The 25,208-nt window shown below is 57.1% G+C and carries 27 protein-coding genes; 21 read left to right on the top strand and 6 right to left on the bottom strand.

Going from position 1 to position 25,208, the window contains the following annotated elements; genetic code table 11:
• Nucleotides 1-109 precede the first annotated feature (109 nt).
• A complete protein-coding gene (gene murJ, locus BBA90_RS13570; RefSeq protein WP_065649612.1) occupies nucleotides 110-1,648 on the top strand; it encodes a murein biosynthesis integral membrane protein MurJ in 1,539 nt (512 codons plus the stop codon).
• 41 nt (nucleotides 1,649-1,689) lie between these two features.
• Here murJ and flgN read toward each other — a convergent pair whose 3' ends face one another.
• From flgN to flgA, 3 genes are all read right to left on the bottom strand, one after another.
• Entirely contained in the window at nucleotides 1,690-2,121 is a 432-nt protein-coding gene (gene flgN / locus BBA90_RS13565) for a flagellar export chaperone FlgN (protein WP_065649611.1), read from the bottom strand.
• A gap of 5 nt (nucleotides 2,122-2,126) precedes the next feature.
• The gene (flgM, locus tag BBA90_RS13560) at nucleotides 2,127-2,432 is read right to left on the bottom strand and encodes a flagellar biosynthesis anti-sigma factor FlgM (protein ID WP_065649610.1); all 306 of its coding nucleotides are present in this window, start codon (nucleotides 2,430-2,432) and stop codon (nucleotides 2,127-2,129) included.
• A gap of 103 nt (nucleotides 2,433-2,535) precedes the next feature.
• Complete coding sequence (gene flgA, locus BBA90_RS13555; protein ID WP_065649609.1) at nucleotides 2,536-3,195, bottom strand: flagellar basal body P-ring formation chaperone FlgA; 660 nt, start codon at nucleotides 3,193-3,195, stop codon at nucleotides 2,536-2,538.
• 153 nt (nucleotides 3,196-3,348) lie between these two features.
• Between flgA and flgB the strand changes: the two genes are divergently transcribed.
• The 11 genes from flgB to flgL all read left to right on the top strand — a co-directional run bounded on the left by flgB (nucleotide 3,349) and on the right by flgL (nucleotide 13,233).
• Complete coding sequence (gene flgB, locus BBA90_RS13550; RefSeq protein WP_039383791.1) at nucleotides 3,349-3,762, top strand: flagellar basal body rod protein FlgB; 414 nt, start codon at nucleotides 3,349-3,351, stop codon at nucleotides 3,760-3,762.
• A gap of 2 nt (nucleotides 3,763-3,764) precedes the next feature.
• Complete coding sequence (gene flgC / locus BBA90_RS13545; protein ID WP_039383794.1) at nucleotides 3,765-4,169, top strand: flagellar basal body rod protein FlgC; 405 nt, start codon at nucleotides 3,765-3,767, stop codon at nucleotides 4,167-4,169.
• Nucleotides 4,170-4,181: 12 nt separating this feature from the next.
• The gene (flgD, locus tag BBA90_RS13540; RefSeq protein WP_065649608.1) at nucleotides 4,182-4,853 is read left to right on the top strand and encodes a flagellar hook assembly protein FlgD; all 672 of its coding nucleotides are present in this window, start codon (nucleotides 4,182-4,184) and stop codon (nucleotides 4,851-4,853) included.
• 25 nt (nucleotides 4,854-4,878) lie between these two features.
• Complete coding sequence (gene flgE / locus BBA90_RS13535) at nucleotides 4,879-6,081, top strand: flagellar hook protein FlgE (protein ID WP_065649607.1); 1,203 nt, start codon at nucleotides 4,879-4,881, stop codon at nucleotides 6,079-6,081.
• A gap of 20 nt (nucleotides 6,082-6,101) precedes the next feature.
• On the top strand, nucleotides 6,102-6,860 hold the full coding sequence (locus BBA90_RS13530) for a flagellar basal body rod protein FlgF (protein ID WP_065649606.1): 759 nt from the start codon (nucleotides 6,102-6,104) through the stop codon (nucleotides 6,858-6,860).
• A gap of 17 nt (nucleotides 6,861-6,877) precedes the next feature.
• Nucleotides 6,878-7,660: a flagellar basal-body rod protein FlgG gene (gene flgG / locus BBA90_RS13525; protein ID WP_039383803.1), complete on the top strand. Its 783-nt coding sequence runs from the start codon at nucleotides 6,878-6,880 to the stop codon at nucleotides 7,658-7,660.
• Nucleotides 7,661-7,721: 61 nt separating this feature from the next.
• Nucleotides 7,722-8,432, top strand: a complete 711-nt coding sequence (locus BBA90_RS13520) for a flagellar basal body L-ring protein FlgH (RefSeq protein WP_065649605.1) — start codon at nucleotides 7,722-7,724, stop codon at nucleotides 8,430-8,432.
• A 9-nt stretch (nucleotides 8,433-8,441) separates the two neighbouring features.
• Complete coding sequence (locus BBA90_RS13515) at nucleotides 8,442-9,551, top strand: flagellar basal body P-ring protein FlgI (protein WP_065649604.1); 1,110 nt, start codon at nucleotides 8,442-8,444, stop codon at nucleotides 9,549-9,551.
• Nucleotides 9,551-10,498, top strand: coding sequence for a flagellar assembly peptidoglycan hydrolase FlgJ (gene flgJ / locus BBA90_RS13510; protein ID WP_065649603.1), 948 nt, complete (start codon nucleotides 9,551-9,553; stop codon nucleotides 10,496-10,498). The genes BBA90_RS13515 and flgJ overlap by 1 nt, the downstream gene beginning before the upstream one ends.
• Before the next feature lie 120 nt (nucleotides 10,499-10,618).
• A complete protein-coding gene (flgK, locus tag BBA90_RS13505) occupies nucleotides 10,619-12,253 on the top strand; it encodes a flagellar hook-associated protein FlgK (RefSeq protein WP_065649602.1) in 1,635 nt (544 codons plus the stop codon).
• 17 nt (nucleotides 12,254-12,270) lie between these two features.
• Nucleotides 12,271-13,233, top strand: coding sequence for a flagellar hook-associated protein FlgL (gene flgL, locus BBA90_RS13500; protein ID WP_065649601.1), 963 nt, complete (start codon nucleotides 12,271-12,273; stop codon nucleotides 13,231-13,233).
• 176 nt (nucleotides 13,234-13,409) lie between these two features.
• On the opposite strand, the gene rne is transcribed toward flgL, so the two are convergent.
• Together rne and BBA90_RS13490 are read right to left on the bottom strand one after the other, a co-directional pair.
• Nucleotides 13,410-16,739, bottom strand: a complete 3,330-nt coding sequence (gene rne / locus BBA90_RS13495) for a ribonuclease E (protein WP_065649600.1) — start codon at nucleotides 16,737-16,739, stop codon at nucleotides 13,410-13,412.
• A gap of 64 nt (nucleotides 16,740-16,803) precedes the next feature.
• Entirely contained in the window at nucleotides 16,804-17,013 is a 210-nt protein-coding gene (locus BBA90_RS13490; protein ID WP_139074200.1) for a hypothetical protein, read from the bottom strand.
• A gap of 299 nt (nucleotides 17,014-17,312) precedes the next feature.
• On the opposite strand from BBA90_RS13490, the gene rluC reads away from it, so the two are divergent.
• A complete protein-coding gene (gene rluC, locus BBA90_RS13485; protein ID WP_065649599.1) occupies nucleotides 17,313-18,269 on the top strand; it encodes a 23S rRNA pseudouridine(955/2504/2580) synthase RluC in 957 nt (318 codons plus the stop codon).
• 11 nt (nucleotides 18,270-18,280) lie between these two features.
• Here rluC and BBA90_RS13480 read toward each other — a convergent pair whose 3' ends face one another.
• Nucleotides 18,281-18,865: a Maf family protein gene (locus tag BBA90_RS13480; RefSeq protein ID WP_065649598.1), complete on the bottom strand. Its 585-nt coding sequence runs from the start codon at nucleotides 18,863-18,865 to the stop codon at nucleotides 18,281-18,283.
• A 140-nt stretch (nucleotides 18,866-19,005) separates the two neighbouring features.
• On the opposite strand from BBA90_RS13480, the gene yceD reads away from it, so the two are divergent.
• From yceD to fabF, 8 genes are all read left to right on the top strand, one after another.
• Nucleotides 19,006-19,527, top strand: a complete 522-nt coding sequence (gene yceD, locus BBA90_RS13475; protein WP_065649597.1) for a 23S rRNA accumulation protein YceD — start codon at nucleotides 19,006-19,008, stop codon at nucleotides 19,525-19,527.
• A gap of 14 nt (nucleotides 19,528-19,541) precedes the next feature.
• Nucleotides 19,542-19,712, top strand: coding sequence for a 50S ribosomal protein L32 (gene rpmF, locus BBA90_RS18840; protein ID WP_017348070.1), 171 nt, complete (start codon nucleotides 19,542-19,544; stop codon nucleotides 19,710-19,712).
• Between the two features lie 27 nt (nucleotides 19,713-19,739).
• Complete coding sequence (plsX, locus tag BBA90_RS13470) at nucleotides 19,740-20,780, top strand: phosphate acyltransferase PlsX (protein WP_065649596.1); 1,041 nt, start codon at nucleotides 19,740-19,742, stop codon at nucleotides 20,778-20,780.
• Nucleotides 20,781-21,734 carry a beta-ketoacyl-ACP synthase III gene (locus BBA90_RS13465; RefSeq protein ID WP_065649595.1) on the top strand — a complete coding sequence of 318 codons (954 nt, stop codon included), beginning with the start codon at nucleotides 20,781-20,783 and terminating at the stop codon, nucleotides 21,732-21,734. It abuts the gene before it with no gap.
• 16 nt (nucleotides 21,735-21,750) lie between these two features.
• Nucleotides 21,751-22,683: an ACP S-malonyltransferase gene (gene fabD, locus BBA90_RS13460; RefSeq protein ID WP_065649594.1), complete on the top strand. Its 933-nt coding sequence runs from the start codon at nucleotides 21,751-21,753 to the stop codon at nucleotides 22,681-22,683.
• A gap of 10 nt (nucleotides 22,684-22,693) precedes the next feature.
• Entirely contained in the window at nucleotides 22,694-23,428 is a 735-nt protein-coding gene (gene fabG, locus BBA90_RS13455; protein WP_065649593.1) for a 3-oxoacyl-ACP reductase FabG, read from the top strand.
• Between the two features lie 153 nt (nucleotides 23,429-23,581).
• Complete coding sequence (gene acpP / locus BBA90_RS13450; protein WP_039383843.1) at nucleotides 23,582-23,818, top strand: acyl carrier protein; 237 nt, start codon at nucleotides 23,582-23,584, stop codon at nucleotides 23,816-23,818.
• An 84-nt stretch (nucleotides 23,819-23,902) separates the two neighbouring features.
• Nucleotides 23,903-25,144 carry a beta-ketoacyl-ACP synthase II gene (gene fabF, locus BBA90_RS13445; RefSeq protein WP_065649592.1) on the top strand — a complete coding sequence of 414 codons (1,242 nt, stop codon included), beginning with the start codon at nucleotides 23,903-23,905 and terminating at the stop codon, nucleotides 25,142-25,144.
• The last annotated feature ends 64 nt before the right edge of the window (nucleotides 25,145-25,208 follow it).

The raw sequence follows: 25,208 nt of genomic DNA, 5'->3' as shown, positions 1-25,208 counted from the left end.
ACACTCCGTGCTGGTCATTTGCCGCGACCTCAGTAGACTAACGCCGGGCATCGCGGATGCCCGTGCTGTGTGACGCTTTTTCCCGACTTTTCAGGACGCACCCTTCATTATGAATTTGTTAAAATCGCTGGCTGCGGTCAGTTCGATGACCCTGTTTTCCCGCGTGCTGGGCTTTGCCCGCGATGCCATTGTGGCGCGCGTATTTGGCGCCGGGATGGCGACGGATGCGTTTTTTGTGGCGTTTAAACTGCCGAATCTGCTGCGCCGTATTTTTGCCGAAGGCGCGTTCTCGCAGGCGTTTGTCCCGATTCTGGCTGAGTACAAAGCGAAGCAGGGCGAAGAGGCCACCCGGGTTTTTGTGGCGTATGTGTCAGGTTTACTGACGCTGGCGCTGGCTGTGGTCACGGTGCTGGGCATGTTTGCTGCGCCCTGGGTGATTATGCTTACGGCCCCCGGCTTTGCGGATACCGCCGATAAATTTGCACTCACCAGCGCGCTGCTGCGGGTGACGTTCCCCTATATTATGCTGATTTCGCTGGCGTCGCTGGCGGGCGCGATCCTCAACACCTGGAATCGCTTTTCGGTTCCGGCGTTTGCGCCCACGCTGCTGAATATCAGCATGCTCGGCTTTGCGCTGTTTGCCGCGCCGCACTTTAATCCGCCGATTATGGCGCTGGCGTGGGCGGTAGTCGTGGGCGGCGTGCTGCAGCTTGGTTATCAGCTGCCGCACCTGAAAAAGATTGGCATGCTGGTGCTGCCGCGCATCAATCTGCGCGATGCCGGCGTCTGGCGCGTGATGCGCCAGATGGGCCCGGCGATCCTCGGCGTATCGGTGAGCCAGATCTCACTCATCATCAATACCATTTTCGCCTCCTTTCTGGTGTCAGGTTCCGTCTCGTGGATGTACTACGCTGACCGCCTGATGGAGTTTCCCTCCGGCGTGCTGGGCGTGGCGCTGGGGACCATTCTACTGCCGTCGCTGGCGAAGAGTTTCTCCAGCGGTAATCAGGCCGAGTATTCGCGGCTGATGGACTGGGGATTGCGCCTCTGTTTTCTGCTGGCGCTGCCCTGCGCGGTGGCGCTGGGCATTCTGGCCGGACCGCTGACGATTGCGCTGTTTCAGTACGGAAAATTCACTGCTTTTGATGCGGCAATGACGCAGCGCGCGCTGATCGCCTATTCCGTGGGGCTGATGGGGCTGATTGTGGTCAAGGTGCTGGCGCCAGGTTTCTACTCGCGGCAGGATATTAAAACGCCGGTGAAGATAGCCATAGTCACGCTGATTATGACGCAGCTGATGAATCTGGCGTTTATCGGTCCGCTGAAGCATGCGGGCCTGTCGCTCTCCATTGGGCTGGCAGCCTGCCTGAACGCCGCACTGCTCTACTGGCAGCTGCGCAAACAGGATATTTTCCAGCCGCAGCCGGGCTGGATGGGCTTTTTGTTACGCCTGTTTATCGCGGTTGCGGTCATGGCCGCCGCGCTGCTGGGCATGCTGCAGGTGATGCCTGCCTGGGAAGAGGGCGAGATGGGCTGGCGGCTGGCGCGCCTGGCAGCGGTCTGTGCCGTGGGCGGGGGAGCCTACTTTGTGGTGCTGGGCGCACTGGGATTCCGGCCGCGCGATTTTGCCCGCCGCACCGTTGCCTGAGTGCACATTGCCAGGGCAGCCGGGCTGCCCTGGCCGCTGCGTCAGCCTTTGCTGCGCAGCGTGGCCTGGCCCAGTCCGCGTCCGTCCGGGCCATAAAATGCCTGGGTCTGATGCGGCTTCAGCACCTGCAGCGCATCGCGGGTAAACGCGACCTGATGCTGCAATAACAGTCCGTTATGCTGATTGGCGTCGCGCAGCTGCTGCGTGACGCGCGTAATACTGGCCCAGCGCCGGGCGATATCCTGCTGACCGCGATAGGGCGCCTCTGTACCGAGCGCTTTCTCCGTGCTGTGACGCATTTCATCCAGATAATGTAAGGTTGTCAGCAGCGCAGCTTTATCTTCAGTAATACGCTGCAGCAGGTTGCCGTTAACCTGACCGGCTGCGAGCTGCTGCTGCTCTTCCTCAATGATCTGAGTCAGTGAAGCCAGTACGTCCTGCATTTTATCCAGGGTGGTCAGCAGATTATCCATCGGGATCAGTTGCCTTCTAAATATTTCCGGGTATCAGCGATTAATGCATCCGCAATTTTGCCGGTATCCATTTTCAGATCGCCATTGCGGATGGCGGTTTTTAACTGCTCAACGCGAGCGGTATTGATATCGTGGCTGCCTGACTCCTTCAGCTGCGCCTTAAGCGAGCTCAGGCTGACTTCGGCACTCTTTTCGCTGGCGGCAGGGGCGGCCGGCGCAGGGTTCTGACGCACTTTGCCTGCGTTGTCACTGGCGTCACGGGGCTGTACCGTGCTGACCGGTTTCAGCGGTTGGGTTTTGTCGATGCTCATGGCTTGGCTCCTGTAAGTACAGTGGGATGCGCCCACTGAATCGGCATAGGGTTATATTTTAGCTGTTATCTCTATCGGCTGAACACCTCTGTTCTTTAGCGCTTTAGAGTGATATCAGAATATTCCCATCCTCGCCGACGCGACCGCTTACCACCTGACCATTTCCCATGCGTACCCGAACCGTCTGTGCCACGCCGGCGTTGCTCAGCGCCCGGCCTTCGCTGCTGGCATTAAAGCCGTCGCCGCTCGCCGTGACCATCACCGACTGGCCGGTTTTAACCCGCCACGGCTGGCGCAGCATTGAGGCCGTAACCGGCTGACCAGGCGGAATATCCCGCAGGGCAATTGCCTCGGCCAGAGGCGTGCCGTCAACCAGCGCGCGGGCTGGCAGCGTATCGAGCCGGCCCGTTTCCGTTCTGAAATCCGCCGCGCTGACAACGGTGCCGCGCGTGAGCTGGTGATTCGCCACCAGATAGTCACCCGTCACCTGTACCTGCACCTGCAGATAGCGACGATTCTGTCCGCAGCTGGCGGCAATGCTCAGATTGCCCCACTGGCGGCTGTTGCCGGGCAGCTGCAGCTGCGGCGTCTCGCAGTCGGGCCACTGCGCGGGCGGTGTACGAACAATCACCACCATGCCAGCGGCGTGCTGCGGATCGCGCGCTTTAAAATAGGATGTCAGCTGCGCATTCAGATCGGCTGCATAGCCTGGCAGCGCCAGCAGCAGTACCGACAGAATCAGCCCATGTGTTGCTCTGCGCATAACGCCTCCTGACTGAAAGTTGCTGATGAGTCTACCCGCTGCAAAAAAAAATCAAGGCTAAAAATAGCTGTGATTTTTGCTGTTATTCAGACGATCGCCCTTGCAATCCTCCGATTAAGCTGTCAGCTCAAAATTTTCATTCGCGGAGGAAGCATGCTCGACAAACTCGATGCCGCACTGCGATTCGGTACCGAAGCGTTAAACCTGCGTGCACAGCGTCAGGAGATTCTGGCGTCAAATATTGCCAATGCGGATACCCCCGGGTATCAGGCGCGCGATATCGACTTTGCCAGCCAGCTGAACAAAGTGATGCAGAACGGACGCGCGCAGGGCAGCGGTCTGGCGCTGAATGTGACCTCATCGCGCCATATTGAAGCACAAACGCAGGCGCAGCCCGCGATGGATCTGCTGTATCGCATTCCCGACCAGCCTGCTGCAGATGGCAACACGGTTGATATGGATCGTGAGCGTACGCAGTTCGCAGATAACAGCCTGAAGTATCAAACCGATCTCACCCTCATCAGCAGCCAGATCAAAGGCATGATGAGCGTACTGCAGGGGCAATAAGCATGGCATTGCTGAATATTTTTGATATCGCCGGCTCGGCGATGACGGCGCAGTCGCAGCGGCTTAACGTCAGCGCCAGTAACCTGGCCAACGCCGACAGCGTAACCGGACCGGATGGACAGCCCTATGTGGCAAAGCAGGTGATTTTCCAGACCAATGCCGCCCAGGGCGCGGCTACCGGCGGCGTTAAAGTGGCCGGCGTGGTCAACGACCCAACGCCTGCAAAACTGGTTTATGACCCGGGCAATCCGATGGCCGATCAGAAAGGCTACGTCAAAATGCCCAATGTGGATGTGGTCGCTGAAACGGTCAACACCATGTCTGCGTCGCGCAGCTATCAGGCCAACGTCGAAGTCCTGAACACAGTGAAGTCGATGATGATGAAAACGCTCACCATCGGGCAGTAACGGAGAGACACGATGAGCTTAACCGTAGGCATTAAAGACAATCTCGACCCGACGATCCTGAGCTCCGGCTCGGCCGGCACCGGTAACAGCGCGCAGGAGCTGCAGAATCAGTTTCTGAACATGCTGGTGACGCAGATGCAGAATCAGGACCCTACTAATCCGATGGATAACAGCCAGCTCACCACACAGCTGGCGCAGATCAACACCCTGAGCGGTATTGAGAAGCTGAACACCACGCTGGGATCGATTTCCGGCCAGATCAGCACCAGCCAGTCGCTGCAGAGCTCCACGCTGATCGGGCATGGCGTGATGGTCAAAGGCGATCAGGTTCTGGTTGGCAAAGGCACCACGACGCCGTTTGGCGTGGAGCTGGGCACGGCGTCAACCGGCACCAGCGTGACGGTTAAAGATGCCAACGGCAACGTGGTACGCAACATCGATCTGGGCGGCCTGACCGCAGGGGTACACACCTTCTCCTGGGACGGCAAACTGGATGACGGCAGCGTCGCGCCGGATGGCAAATATTCTGTAGCACTCGCCGCCAGCAATGGCAGCACACAGCTGGTGGCACAACCGCTGAACTACGCCTATGTCAATGGCGTCAGCACCGTGAACAACACCGCGAAACTGGATCTCGGCACCATGGGCTCCGCGACCCTCGATGAAATTCGTCAGATTCTCTGACTAACCCCTTAGCAGGAGAGATTACATGTCTTTTTCACAAGCGGTGAGCGGCCTGGGTGCTGCTTCCAGCAACCTTGATGTCATTGGTAACAACATCGCCAACTCCGCCACGGCGGGCTTTAAGTCAAGCACCATCGCGTTTGCCGATATGTTCGCGGGCTCTAACGTGGGTATGGGTACCAAAGTGGCGGCGGTGATCCAGAACTTCAACGACGGCACCACCACCTCAACCAGCCGCGGGCTGGATGTGGCGCTGAGCGGTAACGGCTTCTTCCGTATGACCGACGCCAGCGGCGGCGTGTTCTATTCACGCAACGGCCAGTTTACGCTGGATGAAAACCGTAACCTGGTGAACACCCAGGGGATGAAGGTCACCGGTTACCCGGCAAACGGCACTCCGCCGACCATTCAGAACGGTGCGAACCCGATTGCGCTGAGCATTCCTACCACGCAGATGTCAGCGCGCGCCACTACCGCGGCGACCCTGGTGTCAAACCTGAACTCAACCGATGCGGTCCCGACCGTCACGCCGTTCGATACCAGCAAAGTGGACAGCTATAACGCCAAAAGCACCGTGACCGTGTATGACTCGCAGGGTAACGATCACGCGCTGGATCTCTACTACGCCAAGAGCGCGGATAATACCTGGGCGGTACACGCGATTGACTCCACCACCGGTAAGGCCGCCGGTAACTTCACCATGACGTTTGACACCAGCGGCAAGCTGACTTCAGCTAACACCATCCGTCTGACCATTGACGGCTCCAACGGCGCGGCAGCAAACCAGCCGATTGATCTGAGCGTACTGGGCAGCCTGCAGCAGAACACCGGCGCGACCAACTTTGGTAACCCGACGCAGGATGGCTATTCGCCTGGCGATCTTACCGGCTACACCATTAACGATGACGGCACCATCAGCGGGACTTACTCCAACCGTAAAACCCAGCTGCTGGGTCAGATCGTGCTGGCGAGCTTCTCTAACCCGGAAGGGCTGAAGTCGGAAGGGGATAACGTCTGGTCAGCCTCAAGCTCATCCGGGCAGGCGGCTATCGGCCTTGCCGGTACCGGTACTTACGGCAATCTGACCTCAGGCGCGCTGGAAGCCTCCAACGTTGATCTGAGTAAAGAGCTGGTGAATATGATCGTGGCGCAGCGTAACTATCAGGCGAACAGCCAGACCATTAAAACCCAGGATCAGATCCTCAACACCCTGGTTAACCTTCGCTAATACGCTAACGGGATTGCTTTATGGATCACGCAATATATACCGCAATGGGCGCGGCCAGTCAGACGATGGAGCAGCAGTCTGTTACCGCCAGCAACCTCGCGAATGCTTCAACACCGGGCTTCCGGGCGCAGCTGAACGCGCTGCGCGCGGTGCCGGTCAGCGGCTGGTCTCTGCCAACGCGTACGCTGGTTGCCGCCTCAACGCCGGGTGCCGATATGACACAGGGGTCGCTCGACTATACCGAGCGTCCGCTGGATGTGGCGGTCCAGCAGGATGGCTGGCTGGCAGTTCGCACCGCCGACGGCAGTGAAGCCTATACCCGTAACGGGAATATGCAGATCAGCCCGACCGGTCAGCTGACCATTCAGGGCAATCCCGTCATGGGCGACGGCGGACCGATCGCGGTGCCGCAGGGGGCACAACTTACCATCGCGGCGGATGGCTCTATCACCGCGCTCAATGCGGGTGACGCGCCCAACGCCACGGTTCAGCTGGGCCGCCTGAAGCTGGTGCGCGCCACCGGGCAGGAGCTGACGCGCGGTGACGACGGCATGTTTCGTCCCAGCGCGGCGACGCAGGCGCAGCGCGGTGCTGCGCTGGCTAACGACGCCACGGTACAGGTGATGCCGGGCGTGCTGGAAGGCAGCAACGTTAAGCCGGTTGAAACCATGGTCGATATGATCGCCAACGCCCGACGTTTCGAGATGCAGATGAAAGTGATCTCAAACGTTGATGAAAACGAACAGCGCGCTAACCAGCTGCTCAACATGAACAGCTAAAGCGTAAGGAAAACAGAATGATTCGTTCTTTATGGATCGCGAAAACCGGTCTTGACGCACAGCAAACCAATATGGACGTGATTGCCAACAACCTGGCAAACGTCAGCACCAACGGCTTTAAACGTTCGCGCGCGGTCTTCGAAGATCTGATGTATCAGACGCTGCGTCAGCCTGGCGCGCAATCGTCTGAGCAGACTACGCTGCCGTCTGGTCTGCAGATCGGTACCGGTGTCCGCCCGGTCACTACCGAGCGGCTGCATAACCAGGGCAACCTGTCGCAGACCAGCAACTCCAAAGATGTGGCGGTCAACGGACAGGGTTACTTCCAGGTGCAGATGCCGGATGGCACCTCGGCCTATACGCGCGATGGCTCTTTCCAGGTGGACCAGAATGGTCAGCTGGTGACCAACGCCGGCTTCCCGGTACAGCCGGGTATTACTATCCCGGCAAACGCCACCAGCATCACGATTGCCCGCGACGGTGTGGTCACGGTGACGCAGCAGGGGCAGGCGCAGCCAGCGCAGGTGGGCCAGCTAACGCTGAGCACCTTTATGAACGATGCCGGTCTCGACAGCGTGGGCGAGAACCTCTATCAGGAGACGCAGGCTTCCGGTGCGCCCACTGAAAGCACGCCCGGTCAGAACGGCGCCGGTCTGCTCTATCAGGGATATGTGGAAACCTCCAACGTCAACGTGGCGGAAGAGCTGGTGACCATGATCCAGACGCAGCGCGCGTATGAAATTAACAGCAAAGCGATCAGTACGTCCGATCAGATGCTGCAGAAACTTACCCAGCTTTAACGCCGGGATCGCCGGGCCACTCCGCTGGCCCGATTAAGAACATACAGAAGGTCAGAACTCCGTGGCGAAGCAAGCGATTCTCAAGCCTGGTCATTGGTTGGTAGCCACGCTGCTACTGACGCTCAACGGTTGTGCGCTGGTGCCGCGCACGCCACTGGTTCAGGGGGCAACCACGGCAGAGCCAACGCCGTCTGCACCACCGGTGGTGAACGGCTCTATTTTTCAGGGCGTGGCACCGCTGAACTACGGCTACCAGCCGCTGTTTGAGGATCGTCGTCCACGTAATATCGGCGACACGCTGACCATCACGCTGCAGGAGAACGTCAGCGCGAGCAAAAGCTCTTCCGCCAGCGCCAACCGCAACGGCAGCAACAGCTTTGGGGTAACCGGTGTGCCGACCGGGCTGGAAGGATTACTGGGCGCAGGCGGTGAGAAAGCTGCACTGAGCGCCGGCGGTAAAAACGATTTTGCAGGTAAAGGGGGCGCAACCGCCAACAATACCTTTACCGGGACCATCACCGTGACCGTGAATCAGGTGCTCTCTAACGGCAACCTGCGCGTCGTGGGTGAGAAACAGATTGAGATTAATCAGGGAACCGAATTTATTCGTTTCTCTGGCGTGGTGAACCCGCGCACCATCAGTGCCAGCAACGCGGTGCTGTCTACCCAGGTGGCCGATGCGCGTATTGAGTACGTCGGTAACGGTTATATCAATGAGGCGCAGACCATGGGCTGGTTCCAGCGCTTCTTCCTGAACATCTCGCCGATGTAAGAGGATATTATGAAAAAAAGTACTTTGCTGCGGGCAGGTCTGGGATTACTGCTCGCCGTCAGCAGCCTGATGGCGCAGGCGGACCGCATTCGCGATTTAACCAGCATCCAGGGCGTGCGCGAAAACCAGCTGATTGGCTATGGGCTGGTCGTGGGGCTGGACGGCACCGGCGACCAGACCACCCAGACACCGTTTACCACCCAGACGGTCAGTAACATGCTCTCTCAGCTGGGGATCACTGTCCCGGCTGGCACCAATATGCAGCTGAAAAACGTGGCGGCGGTCATGGTGACAGCAAAGCTGCCCTCGTTTGCCCGTCAGGGACAGACGCTGGACGTGGTGGTCTCTTCGCTGGGTAACGCCAAAAGCCTGCGCGGCGGTACGCTGCTGATGACGCCGATGAAAGGGGTGGATAATCAGGTATACGCGCTGGCGCAGGGAAATATTCTGGTCGGCGGCGCTGGTGCCTCGGCCGGCGGCAGCAGCGTGCAGGTCAATCAGCTTAACGGCGGCCGGATTACCGGCGGCGCCACCGTGGAGCGCGAGCTGCAGAGCAACTTTGGCAGCCAGAACACCATTAACCTGCAGCTGAACAGCGAAGATTTTACCATGGCGCAGCGTATCGCGGATGCCATCAACAGCCGCGGCGTTGGATCGGCACTGCCGCTGGATGCGCGCACCGTACAGATCCGCGTTTCACCAAACAACAGCTCTCAGGTACGGGCGCTGGCGGAGATCCAGAACATTGACGTCTCTGTACCGCTGGAAGATGCAAAAGTGATCATCAACTCACGCACCGGCTCGGTGGTAATGAACCGTGAGGTCACGCTGAACACCTGTGCCGTTGCGCAGGGGAACCTGTCGGTCACGGTGAATCAGCAGCAGAACGTCAGTCAGCCTGATACGCCGCTGGCCGGCGGGCAGACGGTGGCGACAACGCAGACGCAGATCGATCTGCGGCAGAGCGGTGGTGCGCTGCAGCGCGTTAACGCCAGTGCAAACCTGAACAACGTGGTACGCGCCCTGAATGCGCTGGGTGCGACGCCGATTGAGCTGATGTCGATTCTGCAATCGATGGAGAGCGCAGGCTGTCTGCGCGCGAAGCTGGAAATCATCTGATGACCGATATGCAATCGCTGAATAATGCGGCGTATGACAGTCGCTCGCTGAACGAGCTGAAACGCCAGGCCGCTGCCGATCCCAAAGGAAAAGCGCTGCAGGTGGCGAAACAGGTAGAGGGCATGTTCGTGCAGATGATGCTGAAAAGCATGCGCGACGCGCTGCCGCAGGATGGCGCGCTGAGCAACGACCAGACCCGACTCTACACCTCGCTCTACGATCAGCAGATTGCGCAGGAGATAGGCAAGCGCGGACTGGGTCTGGCTGACACCATTGTCAAACAGATGCAGCCCCCGCAGGAGCCCGATGAGCGTGCCGGCACGGTTCCGATGAAGCTGGATAACAGCTTTATCTACAGCAGCAGCAACAGCGTGCCGATGCAGCTGGAACAGATTGTGCGCAAAGCGGTACCGCGTCTGCCGGTTACGCCTGTGAATCTTCCTTCTGACAGCAGTGAGTTTATCGCCCAGCTGGCGCAGCCGGCGAAGCTCGCCAGCCAGCAGAGCGGTATCCCGCACCATCTGATTCTGGCGCAGGCGGCGCTGGAGTCGGGCTGGGGCCAGCGTCAAATCCTGACCCGCGACGGCAAGCCGAGCTATAACGTGTTTGGCATTAAAGCGAGCGGCGACTGGAAAGGCGAAACCACGGATATCATGACCACTGAATATGAGGCGGGTGAGGCGAAGAAAGTGCGGGCCAGTTTCCGTGTCTATGGCTCCTATCTTGAGGCGCTGACTGACTATGTGCGCCTGCTGTCGAAAAATCCGCGCTATGCGGCGGTCACCAGCGCGCCAAGTGCCGAGCAGGGCGCGCGCGCGCTGCAGGCGGCGGGCTACGCCACCGATCCGAAATATGCGCAGAAACTGGTGGGAATGATCCAGCAATTCAAAAACATGGGCGAAAAAGTTGTAAAAGCTTATGGCCAGGATATCACCGATCTGTTCTGACGTCTTAGCCTCAAGTTTCCCTTAAGCACGCCGATAACCTTCATATGTTGCGGGCGCCTGCCGTCCGCACAACTGCACTGATGACTGCCAGCCCGGTTAACGGGAAAGAAAGGAACCGAGATGTCCAGTATAATTAACTCCGCAATGAGCGGGCTGAGCGCCGCACAGGCCGCATTAAGCACTACCAGTAATAACATCAGTAACTACACTGTGGCGGGCTATTCACGGCAGACTACTCTGCTGTCGCAGGCCGGCAGTACGCTGCAGGGCAACAGCTATTATGGCAACGGCGTAAATGTCAGCGGCGTACAGCGCGAATATGATGAGTTCATCACGACGCAGCTGCGCGGATCCAGCGCCAGCTACAGCGCGGTCAATACCCAGCATAATCAGATCTCCAATATTGACGATCTGCTTTCGACCTCTACGACCAGCCTCTCAACGTCCATTCAGAGCTTTTTTACCAACGTACAGAACGTGGTCAGTAACGCTAACGATCCGTCCGCGCGTCAGTCGATGCTGAGTTATGCCCAGGGGCTGGTCAATCAGTTCCAGACCACGGCGCAATATCTCAATAACATGCAGACCAGCGTCAATACCGATATCACCGCCAGCGTCGATCAGGTCAATACCTTTACGCGCCAGATTGCCGATCTCAATACGCAGATTGCGAAGCTGACCACCGGCGGCGGCGCAGCCCCTAACGACCTGCTGGATCAGCGCGACCAGCTGGTAAACAGTCTGAACAATGTGGTGGGCGTGAAAGTTGCGCAGCAGGATGGCAGCTATATCGTCTCAGCAGGCAACATTACCCTGGTCAATGGCCGCAATGCCACCAGCCTGGTGGCGATGCCTTCCAGCGCCGATCCCACGCGCATTACCGTTGGCTACAGCGACAAACAGGCCGGTAACGTAGCAATCCCGGAAAAAACGCTGACCACCGGTTCGCTGGCAGGGTTGCTGGCGTTTCGCAGTCAGGATCTGGACGGTGCACAGAACCAGCTGGGCCAGCTGGCCGCAGCGTTTACCACCGCGTTTAATGACGTGCACAAAGGCGGCTTTGACAGTAAGGGCAACCCGGGAGAGGACTTTTTCACTATCGGTACTCCGGATGTGCTCAGCAATCTGAAAAACAGCTCTGCGGCTTCCGTTAGCGCCAGCTGGAGTGATGCCAGCGCGCTGAAAGCCTCAAACTACACCGTCAGCTATGACAGCGGCACATGGTCCGTTACCCGTGCTGCCGATAATGTGCGCTTCGACGTTGCGCCGGCTGCTGACGGCACGCTGAATTTTGATGGTCTGCAGCTGACGGTCAGCGGCAGTGCGAATAGCGGTGACAGTTTTCTGGTCAAGCCGGTACAGAATGTGATTGGCGGTATGTCGGTTGCCATCACCAGCGAATCAGAGATTGCAGCGGCAGCCGTGAAAGGCAGCGGCGAAAGCGATAACCGCAATGCGCAGAAGCTGCTCGATCTGCAGGACAGCAAGCTGGTTAACGGAAACGCAACTATCGCGCAGGCTTATGCCAGCCTTGTCAGCAGCGTGGGCAACAAAACCAACTCGCTGGAAACGGCCAGCACCACGCAGAAAAACGTGGTGACGCAGCTGAGTGACCGGCAGCAGTCTGTCTCTGGCGTCAACCTTGATGAAGAGTACGCCAACCTGACGAAATATCAGCAGTTTTATATGGCGAATGCGCAGGTATTGCAGACCGCCAGCGCGGTATTCAACGCGCTGATGGGCATTCGCAGCTAAGCAGAGGAGAGAAGAAAGTGCGTCTTAGCTCAAGTATGATTTTTGACCAGCAGGTGCGCGGGATCACCGATTCGCAATCCTCCTGGCTGAAGGTAGGCCAGCAGCTGGCAACCGGGCTGCGGGTCAGTAATCCCTCTGACGATCCTATCGCGGCTTCACGCGCGGTCGTGCTGTCACAGTCGCAGGTAAAAAGCAGCCAGTACGCCACGGCGCGCAGTTTTGCTAATCAGAGCCTGTCAATGGAAGAGAACGCGCTTTCCGGCGTGATCGGCACCATACAGGATGCGCAGACCACCATTGTCAATGCGTCCACCGGCACGCTGAGCGATGACGATCGCGCCTCGCTGGCGACCCAGCTGGAAGGGCTGCGCGCGCAGCTGCTGAACCAGGCGAACAGTCAGGATGGCAACGGACGCTACATTTTTGCCGGTTATAAGACAGACGCCCCGCCGTTCAGCGACAGCAGTACCGGTGTGGCCTATTTGGGCGGGGATGAGCCGATCACTCAGAAAGTTGACGAAAGCCGTACCATGCAGGTGAGCAGTACCGGTAAATCAGTGTTTATGGCTATCACCAGCAACGCAAAGCCAGAACCTGATAACGGCACCAGCGAGACCAGCCTGTTCAGCATGCTCGACAGTGCAATTGCCGCGCTTAAAACACCGCAGGATAACGCGGACGACGCCACAAAGCAGGCGTTTCAGGCTGCGATGGATAAAACCAACCGCGGACTGAGTAACTCACTCAATAACGTGCTGACAGTGCGTTCTGCAGTGGGGATCCAGATGGCAGAGGTGGGTACGCTGAATCAGCAGGGTGACGATCGCAAAACCATCATGAATACGCAGATGAGCGATCTGGTGCAGGTGGACTATACCCAGGCAATCTCCAGCTACACCATGCAGCAGACGGCGCTGCAGGCGTCATACAAAACCTTTAGTGATATGTCGAAGATGTCGCTGTTCCAGCTGAATTCGTAACTGACCAGACGTTCAGCGTACTTAACCGGGTATGCTTGTTTTTCCCATCGCCTTCGCGGGCGATGGGTTTTTTTTGTCTGCGGTTCAGGCCACAGCTGGCGCGGTGACCACGGTAAACAGCAGGCAATAAAAAACCCCGGACCAGCCGGGGTTTTATTTTTTTTATCCGCGCAGGGTTACACGCTGTCCGGACGGGTGGCCGGAGCGGTAGCCTGGTGCGTCGCGCTATGACCACCGGCAGAGCCGCGGCCATCAAAGCTGAACGGCGGACGTACCCAGTCGCTGTGACGTTCCGGCTCCGGTTCCCACGCTGGTGCCGGGGCGCGGGTCATCGGTGCCGTGGCGTGCAGCTTAAAGCGTGACTCTGATTGTTCGACTGACACATCGCGAGCCGGAACCGGCGCATGAGGTTCAGTGACCGGCGCGACAGGCGCTTCCGCCGCGACCGGCGCTGACAGCACGTTTTCAACCTGCGTTTCGACAACAGGGGTAACATCCGCTGGTGCCTGTTCTGCTGTGGCAACGGCTTCGGTTACCGCGGGCTGTACCTCTTCCTGCGTAGCAGGCTGTGGCGCCTCTTCTGTCACGGTCGCAGGACCGGCTTCCGCCGCCGTCTCCTGCGCCACCGCTTCATCGGCTGCAGAGATAACCGCAGGCTCATGATTAACCGGCGCGGCAACAGGGGTCAGATCATCGGTGTTTACCACGGGCACCTCGGTGTGCGTCTGCGGTTCAGCCTGATGTACCACTTCTGACGTTTCTGGCTGTGGCGCAACCGCTGAGGCGGCTTCGGCAGCTGCCGGCAGCGCGTCTGCATCCTGATAGCCGTAGTCTGGCATTTCGTTCAGCGCCTCCTGAGAGGTGAACTGCTCGTGCGTCTGAGCAACCGGATAGGATACCCAGACTTTACCAGATGCCATCTCCGGTGAGGCGGCTGCCGCTTCAAGCGGCATCGGCGACTGCAGCGGATAGCGCTCATCGCGATAGCGACGGCGGCGCTGACCGCTTACGCGCAGGTGACGCGGCGAGCGACGTGAACGGCGTGGCATGTTCGCGCCTTCGCGGTTCTCGTTATCATCCTGCTCATCACTCATTTCCGGCTGTTCAGCGGCGTTCACCGGCTGTGCGATGTCCGCTGCTGCTTCTGGCTGCGCGGCAACTGATGATGCTTCCGGTGTCTCGCCACTGCGGATACGCTGAGTCAGCTGACGCGGCTTGCGACGGGGCATGACCTGAACGCGTTCTTCTTCCTGTACCGCTGCGTCCACCGCAGGGATCTCTTCAGTCGCGACGGTCTCAACGGCTTTCTCTTCCTGCTGCTGAGCACGCTTCTCTTCCTGACGACGACGCTGACGCTCGGCACGCTGTTCACGGCGCTGCTGCTGCTGTTCATCACGCTGCTGCTGCTGCTCTTCAGTCAGAGCCGGGCGCTCGGCACGCGGCTCGTTCTGACGCTTGTTGCGGCGATTGTCCTGATCGTTGCGCGGTTCGCGGTTATCACGCGGTTCACGATTTTCACGCGGCTCGCGTGCTTCACGTGGTTCGCGTGGTTCACGCGGTTCGCGCGGCTCACGAGCTTCGCGGTTCTGAACCTGCTCACCATTGCGCGGCGTGCGTTCACGACGATTATTGTTGCGACGGTTATTACGGCGTTCGCCACGCTGCTGCGTGTTGTTCTCTTCTTCTGCTGGCTTACTCTCCTGCTGAGAGGGCGCTTCCGCAGGAGCTGCTGCCGGGGTATCGCTCGCAAACAGCTTTTTCAGACCGTTAAGCAGGCGACCCACCAGACCCGTGCTGACCGTGGCCGGCGCTGCCGCAGGACGTGCTGCGGCCTGAGCGCTTGTCTCGCTCTTCGCCGCAGGTGTTTCGGCAGCGACTTCAACCGGTGCCGGCGGGGCATCCGGCATCACAAAGGCTGCCAGCGCAGGCTGCTCCGGACGACGACGTTCAGCGTGCTCTTCTTCTGATGGCAGTGCCATTTCAGCTTCATGCAGCTTCGGCAGATGATAAGAGAGGGTTTGTGTCTCTTCACCTTTGCGCACGCGCAGCACGGAGTAGTGCGGCGTTTCCATCTGATCGTTAGGCACGATAATGGCGCGTACGCCACCCTGACGCTTCTCAATTGCACTGACCGCTTCGCGTTTTTCGTTCAGCAGGTAAGAGGCAACCGGCACCGGCACAATGGCGTGCACTTCTTTGGTATTGTCTTTCAGCGCTTCTTCTTCAATCAGGCGCAGAATAGAGAGCGACAGTGATTCGTTATCGCGGATGGTACCCGTACCGCTACAGCGCGGGCAGACGTGGTGGCTCGACTCACCCAGTGACGGGCTGAGACGCTGACGCGACATCTCCAGCAGACCAAAACGGGAGATATGGCTAATCTGAATGCGTGCACGATCCTGACGCACCGCTTCGCGCAGCCGGTTCTCTACGGCGCGCTGGTGACGTACCGGCGTCATATCGATAAAGTCGATAACGATCAGGCCACCGAGGTCACGCAGGCGCAGCTGGCGGGCAATCTCATCGGCTGCTTCAAGGTTGGTATTGAATGCCGTTTCTTCGATATCGCCGCCGCGGGTTGCGCGGGCAGAGTTAATGTCGATCGCGGTTAACGCTTCGGTGCTGTCTATAACAATTGAGCCGCCAGAAGGCAGACGAACTTCACGCTGGAAGGCGGACTCGATCTGCGACTCAATCTGGTAGTGGCTGAACAGCGGAATTTCACCGGTATAGAGTTTGATCTTACTGCTAAAGTCAGGGCGGCCCAGCGCAGCGATATGCTGACGCGCCAGCTCCAGGACTTTAGGATTATCGATAAGAATTTCACCAATGTCCTGACGCAGATAGTCGCGGAAAGCACGCACAATAACGTTGCTCTCCTGATGGATCAGGAACGGGGCGGAACGGCTGTCTGCAGCTTTTTTGATCGCTTCCCAGTGCTTAAGACGGAAGCTCAGATCCCACTGCAACGACTCCGCTGATTTACCCACGCCTGCCGTGCGTACAATCAGACCCATGCCTTCCGGCAATTCCAGCGCCGACAGGGCTTCTTTCAGTTCAGTGCGGTCATCACCCTCAATCCGGCGGGAAATGCCTCCGGCGCGCGGGTTATTAGGCATCAGAACCAGGTAGCTGCCTGCAAGAGAGATAAAGGTCGTAAGTGCAGCGCCTTTATTGCCGCGCTCTTCTTTATCAATCTGAACGATCACTTCCTGACCTTCACGCAGCACATCTTTGATGTTAGGACGGCCATGCGCGTTATAGTTAGCTGGGAAGTATTCGCGGGAAATTTCTTTCAGAGGGAGGAAACCGTGACGCTCAGCGCCATAATCGACAAATGCCGCTTCAAGGCTGGGTTCAACGCGGGTGATTTTACCTTTGTAGATATTGGCTTTTTTCTGCTCGTGTCCGGGACTTTCGATATCCAGATCGTACAGACGCTGACCGTCAACAAGGGCAACGCGCAACTCCTCCTGCTGAGTTGCGTTAATTAACATTCTTTTCATCGTGACTTACTCGTTATTCTCACATGAGTGATAAAGCTGCGGGCATCGTTACCCTGGACGAGAATCAACCGATGGCCCCGTGTCTGCATGCACTGACGTCAACCTCACGGTTGTCGGCGGCTAAAGGGGCGCAAATCTTGTCGGTGGCCTGCTTTTCATAAGGAAAACCAGCGCCTGAAGGTGGAAATAATACAAAATTTTTGAAAATCCACACATCCCAGTCTGTTGTCCAGGCCGCAACCCGCAGCCCGCTAAGTGCCTGATAAAGCATCACGTCTTACGCCATTGCTGCGTGCTCGTTTTATCCGGCAAATTACCTTAATTTCGCTCTTTTTCTGCCCGAATCTTTCCGATGCAGAAACAGCAGCATTATTCCACTGCTCACCCGCATATAGCAAGGCGACTTTTGTCGAGCTGTGAAGTTTGTACGCCCTTAACCTGTTCATTTGCGGGGCTAATCAGCAGATTGCTGAAAAAGCCACCGTTTTAAGCGGTCAGACGCCTGAAACAAGAGTGAGTTAAGCACAGAAAAAGGGGTGGCGCTATCAGGGGACACTATTTAGAATCGCCGGCATGAAAACAGAGAATCCCGGCGTACATTTTGTCGCCATCACGGCTGAAAATGCCGGACAACGTATAGACAACTTTTTGCGTACCCAGCTCAAAGGGGTGCCAAAAAGCATGATTTATCGCATTCTGCGTAAAGGCGAAGTACGGGTAAATAAAAAACGCGTCAAGCCTGAATATAAACTCGAAGATGGCGACGAAGTGCGCGTGCCACCGGTACGGGTTGCAGAGCGCGAAGAGCAGGCGGTGTCGCCTAAACTCGATAAAGTTGCAGCGTTAGCGGATGCCATTCTGTATGAGGATGACCATCTGCTGGTGCTGAATAAGCCGTCTGGCACGGCGGTACATGGCGGCAGCGGTCTGAGTTTTGGTGTTATTGAAGGGTTGCGGGCACTGCGTCCGGAGGCGCGCTTTCTGGAGCTGGTGCACCGGCTGGATCGCGACACCTCGGGCGTGTTGCTGGTTGCTAAAAAGCGCTCGGCCCTGCGTTCGCTGCATGAGCAGCTGCGTGAGAAGGGGATGCAAAAAGATTATCTGGCGCTGGTACGCGGCGACTGGCCCTCTCATCTGAAAGTGGTGCAGGCGCCGCTGCTGAAAAATATTCTGCAGAGCGGAGAGCGGATAGTGCGCGTCAGTGCAGAAGGCAAGCCTTCAGAAACCCGGTTCAAAGTGGAAGAGCGGTTTGAGCTGGCGACGCTGGTTAAAGCCAGCCCGGTGACCGGACGCACGCATCAGATCCGCGTGCATACTCTGCATGGCGGTCATCCGATTGCTTTTGACGATCGCTATGGCGATCGCGAATTTGATCGTCAGCTGGCCGGCACAGGGTTATCGCGCCTGTTTCTGCACGCGGCAGCGCTGACATTTACGCATCCCGCAACCGGCGAAACATTACGCATGGAAGCGCCGCTGGATGCGGCACTCAAACACTGCCTGACCAGACTGCGGCAGAAGAAAAGCTGAATATACCGGCATCAGCCCAGCGGGTTGATGCCGGCCTTAATCAGCAGCTGATTAAGCGCAATCAGCGGCAGCCCGACCAGCGTATTCGGGTCGCGTCCTTCGAGCCGATCAAACAGACAAATCCCCAACCCTTCGCTTTTAAAACTGCCGGCGCACGCCAGCGGCTGCTCCCGCTCAACGTAGCGCGCAATCTCCTGGCTGCTCAGCGTACGGAAGTGCACCGTAAAAGGCTCACAGAGCACAAACTGCTGACGGGTGGCAGGCTGCAGCAGCGCCAGTCCGGTATAAAACACAATGGCTTTACCGCTTGCCTGCGCCAGCTGCCGGCAGGCGTTTTCGCGAGTGTGCGGCTTCCCGGCGATCGCGCCATTAAGTACGCACACCTGGTCAGAGCCAATGATCCAGCGATCCGGGAACTGCCCGGCCAGTGCCTGCGCTTTGGCCAGCGCGAGACGCTGCACCAGTTCAGGCGCGGTTTCTTCGGGCAGCGGGGTCTCATCGCATGCAGGCGCGGCAGTAATAAAAGGCACGCCAAGCTTGCTGAGCAGTGCCTGACGAAACGGGGACGTTGAGGCTAAAACCAGTGGCATCATCATTTTTTTACAGAATAGATAGCGTAAACATGACGGGCATTTTAAACTATGCGCCGCACTGGATGCGACTAGCTGGTGAAAGATGCTGTAAAACGGCCTTTTTCTTTGACTCTAAGACGTTACAAAGTTAATATGCGCGCCCTATGCAAAAGGTAAAATTACCCCTGACGCTCGATCCGGTCCGCGCCGCGCAAAAACGCCTGGATTATCATGGTGTTTATGCACCTGAATTGGTGGCGCGCCTGGCCGAAACGGTCGTGAGTGTGGACAGTGATGTGGAATGTGCCATGTCGTTTGCGGTTGACAACCAGCGCCTCGCGGTTCTTCAGGGAACAGCGGATGTGCAGGTGACGTTAATGTGTCAACGCTGCAACCAGCCATTTCCGCAAGCTGTACACGTAAGCTATTGCTTTAGTCCGGTCTCTTCTGACGATCAGGCTGAAGCACTACCGGAAGCCTACGAGCCGGTTGATGTCAACGATTTCGGTGAGATCGACCTGCTGGCAGTGATAGAAGATGAGCTCATCCTCGCGCTGCCGGTGGTTCCGGTGCATGATTCTGAACACTGTGAAGTGTCCGACGCGGACATGGTCTTTGGTAAGCTGCCTGAAGAGGCAGAAAAACCAAATCCATTTGCCGTATTAGCCAGTTTAAAGCGTAAGTAATAGGAGTAAGGTCCATGGCCGTACAACAGAATAAACCAACCCGTTCCAAGCGTGGCATGCGTCGTTCGCACGATGCCCTGACCACTGCCACTCTGTCAGTAGATAAAGTTTCTGGTGAAACTCATCTGCGTCACCATATCACTGCGGATGGTTACTACCGCGGTCGCAAGGTTATCACCAAGTAATTCTTTGCGGTTACGCAAGGCGATACCTTGACACGTTTGACCCTGGCAGTTGATGCCATGGGCGGGGACTTCGGTCCCTGCGTGACAGTGCCTGCAGCCTTGCAGGCACTGGCCTCTCATTCGCAGCTGGTTCTTCTTCTGGTCGGCGATCCCGACACAATCTCGTCATTTCTTGCCAAAGCGGATTCCTCACTTTTGAGGCGTGTGCAGGTTATCCCTGCCGAATCGGTTATTGCAAGTGATGCGAAGCCTTCACAGGCTATCCGACAGAGCCGTGGCAGTTCTATGCGCGTGGCGCTGGAGCTGGTTGTGGATGGCAAAGCGCAGGCCTGCATCAGTGCCGGTAATACGGGTGCGCTGATGGGGCTGGCTAAACTCCTGTTAAAACCGCTGGACGGCATTGCGCGGCCGGCACTGATGACCGTTCTGCCCCATCAACAGCAGGGCAAAACGGTCATTCTTGATCTGGGGGCTAACGTCGATTCTGACAGCGATATGCTGGTGCAGTTTGCCATCATGGGGGCTGTCATGGCGGAAGAGGTGCTGGAAATCCGGCAACCACGCGTTGCGCTGCTCAATATTGGCCAGGAAGAGACCAAAGGGCTTGAATCGATTCGCACCGCATCTGCGGTTCTGCGAGCAAGCCCTCAGATCAACTATATTGGTTATCTTGAAGGTAATGACCTGCTGACCGGCAAAACAGATGTGCTGGTCTGTGATGGCTTTGCCGGTAATGTAACGCTGAAAACGATGGAAGGCGTGGTGCGGCTGTTTTTGTCGCTGCTGAAATCGTCAGGCGAAAGTAATAAAGGGACGTGGTGGCTGAAACTGCTGGGACGCTGGCTGAAAAAGCGTATGATCAGGCGTTTCGGTCATCTAAACCCCGACCAGTATAACGGCGCTTGTCTGTTAGGATTGCGCGGAACAGTGATCAAAAGCCATGGCGCTGCCAATATTCAGGCATTCGCTGTGGCAATAGAACAGGCAGAGCAGGCGGTGCGTAAGCAAGTTCCCGAAAGAATTGCCGCGCGCCTTGACGCTGTATTAGCCAGGAGTGACAAAGCGTAGATGTATACCAAAATTATCGGAACAGGCAGCTATCTGCCTGAGCAGATCCGCACCAATGCCGATCTGGAAAAAATGGTGGAAACCTCAGACGAGTGGATTGTCACCCGTACCGGCATTCGCGAACGTCGTATTGCTGCACCCGATGAAACGGTTGCCAGCATGGGCTTTAACGCTGCACAGCGCGCGCTGGAAATGGCAGGCGTTGCCGCCAGCAACATTGGCCTGATTATCGTTGCCACAACCTCATCCAGCCACGCGTTCCCCAGCTCCGCATGCATGATCCAGCAGATGCTGGAGATCAACGACTGCGCGGCATTCGACCTCGGTGCCGCCTGTGCCGGTTTTACCTACGCGCTGAGCGTTGCCGATCAATACATTAAAAACGGTGCGGTTAAGCATGCGCTGGTGATTGGTGCTGATGTGCTGGCGCGCACGCTTGATCCCAGCGATCGCGGGACGATTATTCTGTTTGGCGACGGCGCGGGCGCGGTGGTGCTGGGACAGAGCAGCGAGCCGGGTATTCTCTCAACTCATCTGCACGCCGATGGCCGCTATGGCCAGCTGCTGACCCTGCCTTATCAGGATCGCGCGCGGCAGGATGAACCTGCCTATCTCACCATGGCGGGTAATGAAGTGTTTAAAGTGGCGGTAACAGAGCTGGCACACATCGTTGATGAGACGCTGCAGGCGAATAACCTCGATCGCAGCGCGCTTGACTGGCTGGTGCCGCATCAGGCAAATCTGCGCATTATCAGCGCAACCGCTCGCAAGCTCGGCATGGGCATGGATAAAGTGGTAGTGACGCTTGACCGACACGGTAACACCTCTGCGGCTTCGGTCCCCAGCGCGCTGGATGAAGCGGTGCGCGATGGCCGGATCAAGCCGGGACAACTGATTTTGCTGGAAGCCTTTGGTGGTGGTTTTACCTGGGGTTCTGCACTGGTACGCTTTTGATTGACAGGAAGGACAGATGACGCAATTAGCTTTTGTTTTCCCGGGACAGGGATCTCAGACCGTTGGCATGCTGGCTGAGCTCGCTGCTGATAACCCTCAGATTGAGGCGACTTTTCGCGAAGCGTCTGATGCGCTGGGTTACGATCTGTGGCAGCTGGTTCAGCAGGGGCCCGCTGAAGAGCTGAACAAAACCTGGCAGACACAGCCAGCATTGCTGGCGGCCTCAGTCGCTATTTACCGCGTCTGGCAGCAGAAGCAGGGCGCTCAGCCGGTGCTGCTGGCAGGTCACAGTCTGGGTGAGTACTCGGCGCTGGTTTGTGCGGGCGTGCTGGCGTTTGATGATGCCATTAAACTGGTCGAACTGCGCGGCAAACTGATGCAGGAGGCGGTCCCGGAAGGCACGGGCGCCATGCAGGCGATTATCGGTCTTGATGATGAAGCGATTCGCAAAGCCTGTGAAGAGAGCGCACAGGATGAAGTGGTCTCGCCGGTGAACTTTAACTCGCCGGGCCAGGTGGTAATTGCCGGTAACAAAGACGCGGTTGAACGTGCTGGCGCGGCCTGTAAAGCAGCCGGTGCGAAACGTGCGCTGCCTCTGCCGGTTAGCGTGCCCTCGCACTGTGCGCTGATGAAGCCTGCCGCTGTAAAGCTCGCCGTAGCGCTTGAAGAGATTACCTTTAACGCGCCAGATGTGCCGGTCGTGAATAACGTTGACGTTAAATGCGAAAGTGATGCTGCGGCTATCCGTAATGCCCTGGTACGTCAGCTTTACAGCCCGGTACGCTGGACCGAATCAGTACAATTTATAGCAGAGCAGGGTGTTACCCAGCTGCTGGAGATGGGTCCGGGCAAAGTCCTGACCGGTCTGACGAAGCGTATTGCTGATAGCCTGACGGCAGCCGCAGTCAACGATCCTGCATCGCTATCTGCAGCACTCTCTCAGGAATAAGAGGATAATCATGAATTTTGAAGGTAAAGTTGCGCTGGTAACGGGCGCAAGCCGCGGTATTGGCCGGGCCATTGCAGAGACGCTGGCGGCACGCGGTGCAAAAGTTATTGGTACAGCGACCAGCGAAAGCGGTGCTGAAGCCATCAGCGCCTATCTCGGCGACAACGGCAAAGGTCTGGCGCTGAACGTCACGGATGCAGCCTCTATCGATGAAGTGCTGGCAAAAGTACGTGCTGAATTTGGCGAAGTGGACATTTTAGTCAATAATGCAGGCATCACGCGTGACAATCTGCTGATGCGCATGAAAGATGATGAGTGGGATGATATTCTTAATACCAACCTGACATCAGTTTTCCGTCTGTCCAAGGCGGTCATGCGTGCCATGATGAAAAAACGTGTGGGCCGTATCATCACCATCGGTTCTGTAGTTGGAACCATGGGTAACGCGGGTCAGGCTAACTACGCTGCAGCAAAGGCGGGTTTGATTGGCTTTAGCAAATCACTGGCGCGTGAAGTCGCGTCACGTGGCATTACCGTAAACGTCGTGGCACCGGGCTTTATTGAGACGGACATGACGCGTGCACTGAATGAAGATCAGCGCTCGGGCATTCTGGCAGAAGTGCCTGCAGGCCGTTTAGGCGACCCGCAGGAAATTGCTAATGCTGTTGCATTCTTAGCCTCTGACGAAGCAGCCTACATCACAGGTGAAACGCTGCACGTCAATGGCGGCATGTACATGGTCTGATAATCACGAAATCATTTGCATTATTTGCGGTAAACACCGCAGAATAGCGCAAAATCGTGGTTCGACCAGCCGGGATTTTGTTGCATCTTTTTCACCATTTTATACACTACGAAAACCATCGCGAAAGCGAGTTTTGATAGGAAATTAAATAGTATGAGCGATATCGAACAACGCGTTAAGAAAATCGTAGCTGAGCAGCTGGGCGTTAAAGAAGACGAAGTGGTTAACACTGCTTCTTTCGTTGAAGACCTGGGTGCAGATTCTCTTGACACCGTTGAGCTGGTAATGGCTCTGGAAGAAGAGTTTGATACTGAAATTCCAGACGAAGAAGCTGAGAAAATCACTACCGTTCAGGCAGCGATCGATTACGTCACTAGCCATCAAGGCTAATGAATATCTTCAGGCGGTCTTATGACCGCCTGAGTTTTATGTTTGCCCCACATTGCGTTATTTTTCCCTCCCTGGAGGACGAACGTGTCTAAGCGTCGTGTAGTTGTGACCGGTCTTGGCATGTTGTCTCCTGTCGGCAATACCGTAGAGTCTACCTGGAGTGCTCTCCTTGCCGGTCAGAGCGGCATTACCCTGATCGACCATTTTGATGCCAGTGCTTATGCAACGCGTTTTGCGGGCCTGGTGAAAGATTTTAATTGTGATGAGTACATCTCGCGGAAAGATCAGCGCAAGATGGACGATTTCATCCAGTATGGTATTGCGGCTGGCATTCAGGCTATGGCGGACTCCGGTCTGGTCGTAACTGATGAGAACGCCGGACGTATTGGCGCGGCTATTGGTTCTGGTATTGGCGGACTGGGTCTGATTGAAGAGAACCACAGCTCGCTGGTTAAAGGCGGCCCGCGCAAAATCAGTCCATTCTTTGTACCTTCTACCATTGTTAATATGGTCGCCGGTCATCTCACCATTATGTACGGCCTGAAAGGCCCAAGTATTTCGATCGCTACGGCCTGCACCTCAGGCGTACATAACATCGGCCACGCTGCACGTATTATCGCTTATGATGATGCTGATGTGATGCTGGCGGGTGGCGCGGAAAAAGCCAGTACGCCTCTGGGCGTGGGCGGTTTTGGTGCGGCACGTGCGCTTTCAACGCGAAACGACAATCCGCAGGCGGCCAGCCGTCCGTGGGATAAAGATCGTGACGGGTTTGTACTGGGTGACGGTGCCGGTATTGTGGTACTGGAAGAGTATGAACACGCCAAAAAGCGCGGTGCGAAAATCTATGCTGAAATCATTGGTTTTGGCATGAGCAGCGATGCTTACCATATGACATCACCGCCGGAAGATGGCTCAGGCGCCGCTGCAGCGATGATTAACGCGCTGCGTGATGCGCGACTCGATCCGTCACAGATCGGCTATGTCAACGCGCACGGCACTTCTACGCCAGCCGGTGATAAAGCAGAAGCGCAGGCGGTGAAATCCGTATTTGGTGCGTCAGCACACAGCGTTATGGTCAGCTCGACCAAATCAATGACCGGTCACCTGTTAGGTGCTGCCGGTGCTGTAGAAGCGATTTATTCGGTTCTGGCACTGCGCGATCAGGTCGTTCCGCCAACCATCAACCTGGATAATCCGGATGAGGGATGTGACCTGGACTTTGTGCCGCATACGGCGCGCCAGGTTAGCGGTCTGGAGTATACACTGTGTAACTCCTTTGGATTTGGCGGCACAAACGGCTCGCTGATTTTCCGCAAGGTATAATCGCTATTCTGCCGAACAGAGGCCCGCAATGCGGGCCTTTTTTCTGATCTGCTCTTCAGCGCAC

Origin of the sequence: Pantoea eucrina (genome assembly GCF_001691555.1) — a bacterium.
GTDB lineage: Bacteria > Pseudomonadota > Gammaproteobacteria > Enterobacterales > Enterobacteriaceae > Pantoea > Pantoea borealis.
The sequence above is the reverse complement of the archived record's forward strand: the minus strand, read 5'-3'. Positions and strand labels throughout refer to the sequence as shown.